Below are 13,486 nucleotides of genomic sequence, written 5' to 3'. Positions count from 1 at the left end.
ATGGTATCGCGGGATGGCACTGTTGAGATTCAAAAATAAACACTAGTAATATGGCTTGCAGGAGAAAATGATAAAAGATGGGGGCAGATGCTATCAAACCAGTCGATGCTTATGGGTAAATATATTTAGGCTGGTTTAACAGGCTTAAAAAAGGTCGCAATATGCGACCTTTTTGATGAGATAATGTGGCTTCAACGCACCTTGATGACAATAGCGTTTAGTTACAATACTGCTGCGATAGATTTAGCTAAATAATCCACATTAGTTTCACTGATACCGGCAATACTGATGCGGCTTGAACCTACCATGTAAACGCTGTATTGCTGTTTAAGTATGGCTACCTGCTCAGGATTAACCCCCAAGAATGAAAACATGCCTTTTTGACGAGCGATAAAACTAAAGTCGCGATCAACGCCATTGGCTTTAAGCTTGTCGACTAAAATAGCACGATTACCATTAATGCGATCACGCATGACCTTTAGTTCGTCCAACCATTGCTGCTTCAGGGCTGGGGTGCCTAAAATGGTTTCAACAATCGCCGCACCATGTGCTGGCGGCATAGAATAAAGACAGCGTACTACATATAACAATACCGATTGGGTAATATCTGCAGTGGCGCTGTTCTTAGCCACAATGGAGCAAGCGCCAATACGTTCGCGATACAAACCAAAGTTTTTCGAGCAAGAACTGCATAAAATCATGCTTTCAACGGCCGCAGCCATTTGACGTACGCCGTAAGCATCTTCATCTACGCCGTCACCAAAACCTTGATAAGCCATATCAATTAATGGCGTAAAGCCTTGCTTAACAGTAACCTTAACCACTTCATCCCATTGCTCTGTGGTTAAATCCATGCCGCTTGGGTTATGACAACAAGCATGTAAAAGCACCACGTCATCTTTTCCAATGCTATTTAAGGTTGCCAGCATTTGATCAAATTTAAGGGTTTTGCTGTCGTAGTCATAGTACGGATAGGTTTTAACTGTAATGCCAGCCGCTTCAAATAACCCCGTATGATTTGCCCACGTTGGGTCGCTTACCCATAACACGGCATTTGGATTACAACGTTTAATAAAGTCTGCTGCAACGCGCAGAGAACCGGTTCCGCCAGGCGTTGACACTGTTCGAACGCGGTTAGCGAGTAATGCGCTGTGACTGGCACCAAACGCTAATTCACCCATAAGTTGATTGAATGATGCTGAGCCTGTTGGGCCTATGTACACTTTGGTTGTTTCTGTGTCTAAACGAATTTTTTCAGCCGCTTTTACACAATCTAGAATAGGTGTATGACCAAGAGGATCTTTATATACGCCAACACCTAAATCGACTTTATTTGGGTGATTGTCTTCGCGGTATTGAGTCAATAGGCCTAAAATGGGATCGGCAGGCAACGCGGTTAATGAATTGAACATGAATAGACCTTCTTATTTTAAATTTACAGGCATTAGGGCGAAATAAGCTAACAAGATACATATTATGGTCTTTAGCATAACGTGATTTACATCAATAAAGAACAGCTAAATATACTGTGATGGGATATTAGAAAAGCGTAATTAGTGAATTTTGGCAACAATGGCTGACAACTGAAACAAGCATTATTATGCTCGCAATGACCTCCTCAATACCGACTTAATAGTAAATAAATTCAACTTGAGTATAAAAGTCACCTAAAACACAAAATAACGGTTGAATCCTTGCTGACAATCAGTAACGTAGGGCTACGAAGAATTATTTAGTAAATTATTAGTAAACTGTACCGAAACATTGCCAGTGACATGTATTTGTAAAATGTGCACCGCTCCATATTACATTAACAATGTCACGTTTATTTCTCCGGCTAAGCCTTTTACTCATATATCGGTCTATCGACGTTTAATGAGTGCAACACTAAGAAGAGTATTAATGAAACAATTGCGTCTAGACCACATTACCCGCATGAATGGCGAAATTAACATTCCTGGCTCCAAGAGCATTTCTAACCGCGCGTTATTATTGGCAACTTTAGCACAGGGTAAAACCACTCTGACTAACTTGCTCGACTCTGATGACATTCGTTATATGTTGGCATCATTAAAGCAGTTAGGTGTGCATTACCAATTGTCTGACAATAATACTGTTTGTGAACTGACCGGTTTAGGGGGCGCAATTTCATCTGTAAATGCACAGAGTTTATTTCTTGGTAATGCTGGTACAGCAATGCGTCCACTATGTGCCGCACTGACATTAGGTCATGGCGAATTTACCTTAACCGGTGAGCCTCGTATGGAGGAGCGTCCAATTGGCGATTTGGTCGATGCGCTGCGTCAATTAGGCGCTGATGTCACCTATCTGAAAAATGATGGTTTCCCACCATTAACGATTAAGGCAACAGGCTTAAATGGCGGTGATGTTGACATTGCCGGTGATTTATCAAGTCAATTTTTAACCGCATTACTCATGGTCGCGCCACTGACCAAAGACAGCGTCAACATTAATATTAAGGGCGAGCTTGTTTCTAAACCTTATATTGATATCACCATTGCGCTAATGAAGCAGTTTGGTGTCGAAGTGCTCAATCATCAATATCAACGTTTCGAAATTAAGGCCGGTCAGCAATATGTCTCACCAGGTAAAGTACTGGTAGAAGGTGACGCTTCATCGGCATCTTACTTCCTCGCTGCTGGCGCTATCCAAGGCGGCGAAGTGAAGGTCACTGGTGTTGGCCGCTTAAGTATTCAAGGCGATGTTAAGTTTGCCGATGCATTAGCCCAAATGGGTGCCGATATAGAGTGGGGCGATGATTTTATTATTGCCAGAAAATCCACTCTTAGCGCCATTGAAATGGACATGAACCACATACCTGATGCCGCCATGACCATCGCCACTGCAGCTTTATTTGCCACAGGCACCACAAAACTGACTAATATTTATAACTGGCGCATTAAAGAAACCGATCGTTTAGCGGCGATGGCGACTGAATTACGTAAAGTGGGTGCGATTGTTGATGAAGGTTATGATTACATTACTATCACGCCGCCAGCGATATTAAATACCGCAGCGATTGATACCTATAACGATCATCGGATGGCGATGTGCTTTTCAATGATGGCTTTTGCTGACAGCGGTATCACCATTAACGATCCAGACTGCACATCTAAGACATTTCCAGATTATTTTGCGCAATTTGCTCGTCTAGCAAAATAATCCACCTAACCAGATTGTCACTTGCTCTTTTATGTTGTCTTGCAATATAAAAGAGCGATCTTGGTTTTAATAACCGAAAATTCATCAGTAATTAACATTTTTTTGTTATACAATGCGCGCGCTTATTTTGATGAACCCTTTATCTTTTTCAGGGACGATAGATTATTTTCGGAGGAAACTATGTCAGAACGATCTCCAGTGATCACAGTAGATGGCCCTAGCGGTGCAGGGAAAGGCACAATATGCCAATTATTGGCACAACATTTAGGATGGCATTTATTAGATAGCGGGGCGATTTATCGTGTTTTAGCCTTAGCCGCTATTCATCATGACGTTGAGCTAGAAAACGAAGAAGCACTTACCTTATTAGCTGCTCACCTTGATGTACAATTTTTAACTGGCACCGACATTGATGCCATTAAAGTGATTCTTGAAGGTGAAGACGTTACCACGACCATTCGTACTCAAGAATGCTCTAATGCAGCCTCTAAAGTCGCGGCGCTTCCACGGGTACGTGAGGCATTATTGCGTCGTCAACGGGCTTTTAGTGCCGCGCCAGGTCTGGTTGCTGATGGACGTGACATGGGCACCGTAGTTTTTTCAAAAGCCCCGGTAAAAATATTTTTAACAGCGTCTGCCGAAGAACGAGCGCAAAGACGCTATAATCAGTTGCAGGACAAGGGCTTCGATGTTAAAATCGACCGCCTTTTAGCTGAAATTATTGAACGAGACGACCGTGATATCAATCGCGCCGCTTCGCCGCTGGTCCCAGCTGAAGATGCACTTGTTATTGATACAAGCGGCATTGGCATTGAAGATGTATTGAAGCAAGTGCTTGAGTACGTTAGACAAAAAATTACTGTTGCGTAACCGAATTGTCGATTACTGTGCAGTAGGTATTCGTGTTAAGGATGACACGAATAATATTACTAGACTCCACATCTAGGATGGATGGTGGTTTATTTAATGAAAGTAACCTAAAACATGACTGAATCTTTTGCTGATCTATTTGAACAATCCCTTCAAACCCTAGAGTTCCGTCCAGGTTCTATCGTTCGTGGTACAGTTGTTGCCATCGAAAACGGTATGGTACTTGTTGACGCAGGCCTTAAGTCTGAAAGCCCAATCAATGCTGACGAATTCAAAAACGCACAAGGCGTTTTAGAAATCCAAGTAGGTGATGAAGTTGACGTAGCCCTTGACTCTGTTGAAGATGGCTTCGGTGAGACTCAATTGTCTCGCGAAAAAGCTAAGCGTCATGAAGCTTGGATCGTTCTAGAAAAAGCGTACGAAGATGCTGAAACTGTAATCGGTATCATCAATGGTAAAGTTAAAGGTGGTTTCACTGTTGAATTAAACGGTATCCGTGCCTTCTTACCAGGTTCTCTAGTTGACGTGCGCCCAGTTCGCGACACCGCTCACTTAGAGTTCAAAGAATTAGAATTCAAAGTTATCAAGCTTGACCAGAAGCGTAACAACGTTGTTGTTTCTCGTCGTGCTGTTATCGAATCTGAAAGCAGTGCAGAACGTGATACTCTTCTTGAGAATCTACAAGAAGGCCAAGCTGTTAAAGGTATCGTTAAAAACCTTACTGACTACGGTGCATTCGTAGACTTAGGTGGTGTTGACGGTCTTTTACATATCACTGATATGGCTTGGAAACGCGTTAAGCACCCATCTGAAATCGTTAATGTTGGTGACGAAATCAACGTTAAAGTACTTAAGTATGACCGTGAGCGTACTCGCGTATCACTAGGTCTTAAGCAACTTGGCGAAGATCCATGGTTAGAAATCAGCAAGCGCTACCCAGAAAGCACTAAGCTAACTGGTCGCGTAACAAACTTAACTGACTACGGTTGCTTCGTCGAAATCGAAGAAGGCGTTGAAGGTTTAGTACACGTTTCTGAAATGGATTGGACTAACAAGAACATTCACCCATCTAAAGTTGTTAACTTAGGTGATGAAGTTGAAGTGTTAGTACTAGACATCGATGAAGAGCGTCGTCGTATTTCTCTAGGCCTGAAACAGTGTAAAGTTAACCCATGGGATGACTTCGCAACTCGTTACAACAAAGGCGACAAAGTATCTGGTAAGATCAAGTCAATCACTGACTTCGGTATCTTTATCGGTCTTGACGGTGGAATCGATGGTCTTGTTCACTTATCTGACATTTCTTGGAACGGTACTGGCGAAGACGCAGTTTCTGAATACAAGAAAGGCGATGAAATCCACGCTGTAGTGCTTTCAGTAGACCCAGAGCGTGAGCGCATCAGTTTAGGTGTTAAGCAAACTGAAGACGATCCATTCAACGCATACTTAGCTGACAAGAAGAAAGGCACCGTAGTTCACGGTACTGTTTCTGCTGTTGACGCAAAAGGTGTTACAGTTGAACTAGCAGAAACTGTTGAAGGTTACATTCGTGTAGCTGATATTTCAGCAGACCGCATCGAAGATGCATCTACTGTATACTCAGTAGGTGATGCTATCGAAGCTAAGTTCATGGGCGTAGATCGTAAGAACCGTTCTATCAGCTTATCTATCAAAGCGAAAGATGAAGCTGAACAGAAAGAAGCGATCGCTACTTTGAACAAGCAAGACGAAGTTGTAATGAGCAGCGCAATGGCTGAAGCATTCAAAGCAGCTCGTAAGTAATCGAAAATCGTCTGTTGTATGGGGACGTGGTCCCCATTAGGCGACTGTGTTTGGCTTGATAATATGGGATAGCTAAGATGACAAAATCTGAACTTATCGAAAAACTCGCCACTAGGCAGTCGCAACTGTCGGCGAAAGAAGTGGAAAGTGCAATCAAAGAGATGTTGGAGCAAATGGCAACAACATTAGAAAGCGGTGATCGTATAGAAATCCGTGGATTTGGTAGTTTTTCACTTCACTATCGTGCGCCACGTACTGGCCGTAACCCAAAAACTGGTACCTCAGTTGATTTGGAAGGCAAGTATGTTCCACACTTTAAGCCGGGTAAAGAACTGCGCGAACGTGTCGATGCTGTTAATCCTTGATTAACGCTTTAATAAAAAGCCTCCTCTTGGAGGCTTTTTTGTATCTAATGGCAGTCAATGCTGGTCAGCCCAGTAAATTTCTTGGATAATCATTATATTGATGCACCTTCATGGAGAATAGCGTGAGATCATTTATTGTCGTTGTACTAGTTGGGCTATTGTTTGTTTTAGCATTATTATTTGGTGCTAAAAATGAGCAAGTTGTCACCTTAAGTTATTTTATTGCAGAAGGGCAATATCGATTACCTATTGTGCTTGCCGTGGTATTTTTCAGCGGGTTTATTATCAGCTGGATATTTGCAAGTTACCATATCGTCAAGCTAAAGCTGGCGTTGCGTAAAAGCAATAAAGCCCTTAAAAAGCTCACTGCTGCAGATGCAACAAGTGTTGCTGTAATGCCTAAGGATCAAGCTGTCTAGTATGCTAGAAATCTTGTTCTTGTTATTACCTATCGCTGCCGGTTATGGATGGTATATGGGACGACGCAGTATTCGTCATAGCGATAGCCAGCAGAGTAAAAAATTAAGCCGAGATTATTTTACTGGGCTTAACTTTTTACTGTCTAACGAGTCTGATAAAGCGGTTGATTTATTCATCAGCATGCTGGATGTCGATGACGAAACCATCGACACTCATTTATCGTTAGGTTCGTTATTCCGTAAAAGAGGTGAAGTGGATCGTTCCATTCGTATCCATCAAAACTTGATTGCCAGACCGAGCTTAACCAATGAGCAGCGCGATATAGCGATGATGGAGTTAGGTAAAGATTATATGGCTGCTGGGTTTTATGACCGCGCCGAAGAAATTTTTATTAACTTGGTCAGCCAAGATGATCACAGTGAAGAAGCCGAAACTCAGCTGTTATTAATCTATCAAGTGACTAAAGAATGGCAAAGTGCCATCGATATCACTAAGCGTCTTCCTCGTAAACGTCAGCAAGTGCTTAAGCGCACCACAGCCCATTTTTATTGCCAGCTAGCTGATGAAGCTCATAATGAAACAGATAAAATCAAAAAGCTGCAACAAGCCATTAAGCAAGATGCTCAATGTGGTCGAGCTTGGTTAACTCTCGCCAAGATTTATCTTGATGCTGGCCAAGTTGACTTATGTAAGCACGCGTTACAAGAGCTGAAAGTGGCTGATATTGATTTATTTGCTGATGGCGTTTCAATAGCAAAACAAGTTTATCGCGACACGCAAGATCCTAATGGTTTTCACGAACTACTCGCCAAAGCCATTGCCGATGGCGCCGGAGCAAGTGTAGTGGTGGCATTAGCTGAGCACAAAATAAGCCTAGATCAACATCAAAGTGCTGAAACCATGATGCTGGATAGTTTATATCGTCATCCAACCATGAAAGGTTTTCAGCATTTAATGAAGTTACACATTCAACAAGCTGAAGATGGTCAAGCTAAGCAAAGTTTATCTATGCTAGAGCAACTTGTTGAACAACAAATTAAATTCCGCCCAAGTTATCGCTGTACTGCTTGTGGTTTTCCTTCTCACGGTTTGTATTGGCATTGTCCATCATGCAAACAATGGGGCAGTATCAAGCGGATAAAAGGCCTAGATGGTGAATAACGTGGCCATCGTAAAATACCAACCCTATAATTAATGCAGTAACACCATATTACCGCTGGAGTTCCAATGACTGAGAAATCAATTGTAGTCGCCCTCGACTATGACAATAAACATGACGCATTGACCTTTATTGATAAACTCGACCCAGAGATATGTCGGTTAAAAATTGGCAAAGAAATGTTTACCTTATTTGGGCCTGAGTTGGTTAATGATATTCACAGCCGAAACTTTGATTTATTCCTTGATTTGAAATTTCATGATATTCCCAACACCGTTGCCAAAGCCGTTGCCGCTGCAGCGGATTTAGGCGTGTGGATGACTAATGTGCATGCCAGTGGTGGACTTGCTATGATGCAGGCCGCTAAAAAAGCACTAATACCATTTGGTAAAGAAGCACCACTACTGATTGCGGTTACCGTTTTAACCTCAATGTCAGATGAAGACTTAGCCTTACTGGGTATCAATGTGCCAGCATTTGAACATGTACTGCGCTTAGCTAAGCTGACTCATCAAGCTGGTTTAGACGGGGTGGTATGCTCAGCTCAAGAAGCTAAATTACTAAAATCATCATTTGGCCAAGACTTTACCTTAGTGACCCCAGGGATAAGACCGGCTGGCAGTGATGCCGGTGATCAACATCGGGTGATGACGCCTCCACAAGCCATTGCTGCTGGGTCTGATTATTTGGTGATCGGTCGCCCAATCACTCAAGCTGCCGATCCCTTAGCGGCGCTCAAGGCTATTTACCAATCGCTACATGTTTGATGTAAAGGCATTATTGAAACAGAGATATTCTCTAGCAATGATGCCAGCAAAGTACACTTATCAACATCAAGCAATCACACAGAAATAAAGGATGACTATGTCTGATAATACAAGGTTTGATTACACGGCTAAAAATGTTGTCGTGGTGGGTGGTACCTCTGGCATTAATCTTCAAGTTGCGATTCAATTTGCAAAAGCCGGCGCCAATGTTACCGTTGCCAGTCGCAGTGTTGATAAGGTCAATGCCGCCGTTGAATTACTCAATCAAGCTAATCCAAATGCTATTCATTTAGGGGTGAGTTTTGATGTGCGCGACAACGATGCGTTAACCCTTGGGTTTGATAAAATTGCTTCCACTTATGGGCACATTGATGTGTTGATCAGTGGTGCTGCAGGTAATTTCCCTGCCAGTGCGGCAAAATTGTCTCCTAATGGTTTTAAATCGGTTATTGATATTGATTTAATTGGCAGTTTTCAAGTATTGAAACATGCTTATCCATTGTTATCTCGTCCAAATGGCAGCATTATTCAAATTTCTGCGCCACAAGCTTATATCGCCATGCCATTGCAAGTGCATGTTTGCGCCGCTAAAGCCGGTATTGATATGCTCACTCGCACATTAGCGTTAGAGTGGGGCGTTGAAGGCATTAGAATTAACTCTATTGTGCCAGGACCTATAGCCGATACTGAAGGCTTTAACCGTTTAGCCCCCACTGATGAGTTACAGCAACGGGTGGCAAATAGCGTGCCGTTGAAACGTAATGGCCAGGGTCAGGACATTGCTAACGCTGCCTTATTCCTCGCATCAGATATGGCATCATATATTACCGGTGTAGTATTACCCGTTGATGGCGGTTGGTCATTAGGTGGCGCCAGTATTGCAATGACCGAATTAGGTGACATTGCCGCGAAGCACGGTTTATAAAAATCGATAAATTAAAGGTATATAACATGGCCAATGCATTACAAGATCAATTGCTTAAAGCAGGTCTTGCCAGTAAACAAAAAGTGCGCGACGTTAAAACCCAAAAGCGTCGTGATAAAAAATCAAAGGTAGATGACGGCAGTTCAGCGCTCAAGCAACAGATTGCTGAGCAAAAATTAGCGCAAGCCAAAAAAGATAAAGCCTTAAATGAGCAGCGCTTTGCCGCAGCAACTGAAAAAGGACAAGTCCGTGGCTTAATCAGCGAGTTTGCTAAATTTGCCATTACCGTTTCTAGAGATGCAGAGCTGAAATTCAACTACACCCTAGAAAACAAAATTTATTCGGTTTACATCACCGACAAAATTCAAGCTGATTTATTAAATGGCACCTTAGGTATCATCCGTCATGAAGATAAAAGCTACATAGTGCCGCATAAGCTTGCTGAACGAGTGAAGTTACTTGTGCCGCAGTGGTGTGGTTATTTGTGGGATAAAGCGGCTAAAGATTCTGTGGCGCAGGTAAGCGGCGCTGATGATCCATATGCCGACTACGCAATTCCAGACGATTTAATGTGGTAATTATTAATCATTAACAAAAAACGCCTCTAAATAGAGGCGTTTTTTGTGTGGTGTTTACTATTCTGCATTAGCCTGCTTGGCCGTTAACGCTATGACTTGCTGACAATAAGCAAGGTGATGGCGGATAGTGTCTAAGTATTGTGATGCTTGATAATCAATTAGGTACCAATAACTGGCTTGGCTGTCTGGGTATTGATTATAAAACAACGACTCAGCCAAGATTAAGTCGCTTTGATTGGCGTAGGTTAACCATTGCACACTAGGTAAGTTACTTAATGCGGCGAGTAACGCATATTGCACCTCAAGATTATCTGGTGTATCCGAGCTGACTTGCAGGGCTAAGCGTTGCGCCACCTTAAATTGTGGGTCGGTATTGTCTGGACTTAATAGCTTATTTTGCCGGCGACGGACCGCATCACTCAGTAATACTTCAAATGGATTAATATCAACGGGTTCGTTATCCTGCGGCAATAGGGGAGATGCATCATCGAGAAATAACGCTGGCCACTGAATATTATAGCTGGTGAGCTGTAATCCTAAGGCGATACGACGTTCGCCTAACCAATTATGCACCATGCAGGGTAAATACTCATTCGCCGGCATGTCATCAGGTCTGGCTAAAGAGGGTAATAAAGACATCCGCTGTACATTGACCTGTTGTGCCATTAGGGACATTAATAAAATAGTCACCAGTCCTGATGATGGCCAACAGGTTAACTGCACCTCGAGAGTTTCGCCTACTTCGGTAAGCAGTGACACTAATTGATCGTTATCCGGGCTATTACTGACCACAAAAGCATAATGTGAGCCAGCATAAGGCCCATTACAAATATTAATCACTTTATCGGCTTCATGTTGAGTGCCATTAAAGATGAAAGTATGTCCAATTTGAGCGGGTTGCCAATCACCACTTGCATTACCAATAACTGTTACTTGCTGAAAGTATTCAGATAAAATCGGTGATGAGGCCTGCGAGTCATTGCGAGTATGCATAAAGTGTCACTTGCTATTATCTAATGCTAAGGTCTGTTTATTGTGGTGAACAATGTGCTTTAAACACACCATAGTTGTTAATCAAATAAGTTGCTCACCCAATCAGCGTTCGACCAATTGTAACTCATTGAAACCCTATTGGGTTGAGAAACCTAAACAATCAACATAAAGGCAAGTGAGAAGCCAACATTCGTCAAAATATGGTTAGATAATTGCTAAAAAGCTTTTCCTTTTGTGACGCTTTAGTATAAATTAAAACAACTGTTTTAATTATTCGTTTAAGAGACTCTTATGAACCCATACCAAGCACCGTTAAAGGACATGCAATTCTTGTTGGCACAGGTATTTGATGCAAAAGCAACATGGGAACAGCTTCCTGCGATGGCAGATGTTGTTGACCTTGATACTGCATTCGCCATTCTAGAGGAAGCCAATAAGATCAGCCGTGATCTGCTTCACCCTTTAAATCGCAACGGTGACGAGCAAGGTGTGGTTCATAAAGGTAACGACATTATTACCCCTGATGGTTTTAAAGAAGTGTATCAGCAGTTTTCTGATGGCGGTTGGGTGGGATTATGCGGCGAGGCGGATTTTGGTGGCATGGGTATGCCCAAAATGCTCGGTGTACTGGTAGATGAAATGGGCTATAGCGCATGTAACTCATTTACGCTTTACAGTTCACTGACCGCAGGTGCTGCCTTGTGTATTAATGCTCATGCCAACGACGAGTTAAAACAAACCTATTTACCTAATTTGTATACTGGCCAATGGGCTGGTGCCATGGACATGACCGAGCCTCATGCTGGTTCTGATCTACGTGGTATTCGCACTAAAGCAGAACCACTTGATGACGGCAGCTACGCCATTACGGGTAACAAGATTTTTATTACTGGCGGCGATCAAGATTTAACTGAAAACGTTATCCACTTAGTGTTAGCTAAACTACCCGGTTCAAAAGGTATTTCATTATTTTTAGTGCCTAAAATTCGCGTTAACAGCGACGGTAGCTTAGGCGAACCTAATGGTGTAACGGTAGGTTCTATTGAACACAAGATGGGGCTGAAAGCATCCGCGACGTGTGTGATGAACTACGATAATGCTAAAGGCTTTTTAATCGGTGAGCCGGATCGTGGTTTAGTGTGTATGTTTACCATGATGAACTATGAGCGTTTAGCCATTGGCTTACAAGGTTTAGGTAACGCGCAAGCGGCTTATCAAATGGCCAGTGAATATGCTAAAGATCGTTTACAAGGTATCGCTGCAGCGGGTTCTGCCACGGGTGCAACATCTGATCCGATTATTGTTCATGGCGACGTGCGTCGTATGCTATTAACGATTCGCGCAATGACCGAAGCGGGTAGAGCATTGTCGGTATATACCGGTAAGCAGCTAGATTTAGCAAAATATGCTAGTGGAGATGTACAAGTAAAGGCGGCCAGATATGTAGGTTTACTGACCCCAGTATCAAAAGCCTTTTTAACTGACCGCGGTTTAGATGCCACCATCATGGGCCAGCAAGTCTTTGGTGGTCATGGTTATATCCGTGAAACAGGTATTGAGCAGTTTGTGCGTGATACCCGTATTGCACAAATATACGAAGGCACCAACGGTATTCAGGCTATCGACTTTTTAGGCCGTAAAATTACCGGTGATGACGTTGCCACCTTGACTGAATTTGTCGCTGAAGTGAATGCGAGTCTTATTGAGTTAACTCAGGTAAATGGCGATCATAAAGCGATGGTAAGCCAAGTATTTGATGAGTTGCTAACAACCGCTAACTACATTAATGCTAACAAGAAAACTCAACCAGCATTAGTAAACTCTTGTGCGGTCGACTTTTTAGATGCCTTTGGTTACGCAGTATACGGTTACTTCTGGTTATTAATGGCCGATAAAGCATCAAGCCACGAAGATCAAAGCTTTGCGGCGCAAAAGCAATTTGTGGCAGATTTCTACATGGATAAGCTACTATCAAAATCTCAGTATCATTTATCACAAGTTAATCAAGGTGATAAATCGATTATGGCTATGCCAGCTGACATGTTCTAAGCCTAGTTACCGCTGAACTGAGTCGATAACTGAGTCCATTATGCGCTGCTGATAAATTGCAGCCACACAATAAGCCTTCCACTGGAAGGCTTTTTTATTGCAGCTATACACTCACTAACTTGAGTTCAGGTTAACTCGTGAAGGCAATCAGTTTGTTCTTGCTTAGCAATACAGAGCCTAAACTGGCGTTACCTATCGCTTAACCACGAGTCGCTTGATTACTTACTTCGCTTCCAATAGATAAAGGCCACAATAGCCACAAGTACGATGGCTGGAGTGAGTTGAGTGAAATGATGAAAAAGTCCTACCCCTCCATGTCCCTCATGTGCCATGGCAATAGATGGAATGGTGGCAAGAATAAAGGCAAGAGATAAATATTTCATGGTGGAGTCCTT

At 42.7% G+C, this 13,486-nt stretch carries 13 protein-coding genes; 10 read left to right on the top strand and 3 right to left on the bottom strand.

Annotated elements, in window-relative coordinates:
* Positions 1–221 precede the first annotated feature (221 nt).
* Positions 222–1,412 (bottom strand): amino acid aminotransferase, encoded by a 1,191-nt coding sequence (locus ACED29_RS00925; RefSeq protein ID WP_182697288.1) that lies wholly within the window; start codon positions 1,410–1,412, stop codon positions 222–224.
* A gap of 490 nt (positions 1,413–1,902) precedes the next feature.
* Here ACED29_RS00925 and aroA point away from each other — a divergent pair, with 490 nt between their 5' ends.
* The 9 genes from aroA to ACED29_RS00880 all read left to right on the top strand — a co-directional run bounded on the left by aroA (position 1,903) and on the right by ACED29_RS00880 (position 10,049).
* Positions 1,903–3,183: a 3-phosphoshikimate 1-carboxyvinyltransferase gene (gene aroA, locus ACED29_RS00920; RefSeq protein ID WP_182697289.1), complete on the top strand. Its 1,281-nt coding sequence runs from the start codon at positions 1,903–1,905 to the stop codon at positions 3,181–3,183.
* Between the two features lie 180 nt (positions 3,184–3,363).
* Positions 3,364–4,053, top strand: coding sequence for a (d)CMP kinase (gene cmk, locus ACED29_RS00915; protein WP_124014764.1), 690 nt, complete (start codon positions 3,364–3,366; stop codon positions 4,051–4,053).
* A 114-nt stretch (positions 4,054–4,167) separates the two neighbouring features.
* On the top strand, positions 4,168–5,835 hold the full coding sequence (rpsA, locus tag ACED29_RS00910; protein WP_124014765.1) for a 30S ribosomal protein S1: 1,668 nt from the start codon (positions 4,168–4,170) through the stop codon (positions 5,833–5,835).
* 77 nt (positions 5,836–5,912) lie between these two features.
* Positions 5,913–6,200 carry an integration host factor subunit beta gene (gene ihfB, locus ACED29_RS00905; RefSeq protein WP_124014766.1) on the top strand — a complete coding sequence of 96 codons (288 nt, stop codon included), beginning with the start codon at positions 5,913–5,915 and terminating at the stop codon, positions 6,198–6,200.
* 122 nt (positions 6,201–6,322) lie between these two features.
* Positions 6,323–6,619, top strand: coding sequence for a LapA family protein (locus ACED29_RS00900; RefSeq protein WP_273058137.1), 297 nt, complete (start codon positions 6,323–6,325; stop codon positions 6,617–6,619).
* A gap of 1 nt (position 6,620) precedes the next feature.
* Positions 6,621–7,781: a lipopolysaccharide assembly protein LapB gene (gene lapB / locus ACED29_RS00895; RefSeq protein WP_371696749.1), complete on the top strand. Its 1,161-nt coding sequence runs from the start codon at positions 6,621–6,623 to the stop codon at positions 7,779–7,781.
* A 66-nt stretch (positions 7,782–7,847) separates the two neighbouring features.
* Entirely contained in the window at positions 7,848–8,546 is a 699-nt protein-coding gene (gene pyrF, locus ACED29_RS00890; protein ID WP_124014769.1) for an orotidine-5'-phosphate decarboxylase, read from the top strand.
* Between the two features lie 97 nt (positions 8,547–8,643).
* Complete coding sequence (locus ACED29_RS00885; protein WP_371696747.1) at positions 8,644–9,471, top strand: SDR family oxidoreductase; 828 nt, start codon at positions 8,644–8,646, stop codon at positions 9,469–9,471.
* A 26-nt stretch (positions 9,472–9,497) separates the two neighbouring features.
* The gene (locus ACED29_RS00880) at positions 9,498–10,049 is read left to right on the top strand and encodes a DUF2058 domain-containing protein (RefSeq protein WP_124014771.1); all 552 of its coding nucleotides are present in this window, start codon (positions 9,498–9,500) and stop codon (positions 10,047–10,049) included.
* Positions 10,050–10,106: 57 nt separating this feature from the next.
* On the opposite strand, the gene ACED29_RS00875 is transcribed toward ACED29_RS00880, so the two are convergent.
* On the bottom strand, positions 10,107–11,042 hold the full coding sequence (locus tag ACED29_RS00875; protein WP_371696746.1) for a hypothetical protein: 936 nt from the start codon (positions 11,040–11,042) through the stop codon (positions 10,107–10,109).
* A gap of 291 nt (positions 11,043–11,333) precedes the next feature.
* On the opposite strand from ACED29_RS00875, the gene ACED29_RS00870 reads away from it, so the two are divergent.
* The gene (locus tag ACED29_RS00870; protein ID WP_371696745.1) at positions 11,334–13,091 is read left to right on the top strand and encodes an acyl-CoA dehydrogenase C-terminal domain-containing protein; all 1,758 of its coding nucleotides are present in this window, start codon (positions 11,334–11,336) and stop codon (positions 13,089–13,091) included.
* Positions 13,092–13,309: 218 nt separating this feature from the next.
* Here ACED29_RS00870 and ACED29_RS00865 read toward each other — a convergent pair whose 3' ends face one another.
* A complete protein-coding gene (locus ACED29_RS00865; protein WP_165870019.1) occupies positions 13,310–13,474 on the bottom strand; it encodes a hypothetical protein in 165 nt (54 codons plus the stop codon).
* Between the last annotated feature and the right edge of the window lie 12 nt (positions 13,475–13,486).

Source organism: Shewanella sp. 5S214 (assembly GCF_041439795.1).
In the GTDB taxonomy this organism is placed as follows: Bacteria; Pseudomonadota; Gammaproteobacteria; order Enterobacterales; family Shewanellaceae; genus Shewanella; species Shewanella vesiculosa.
This window is presented reverse-complemented; position numbering and strand designations above follow the sequence as displayed.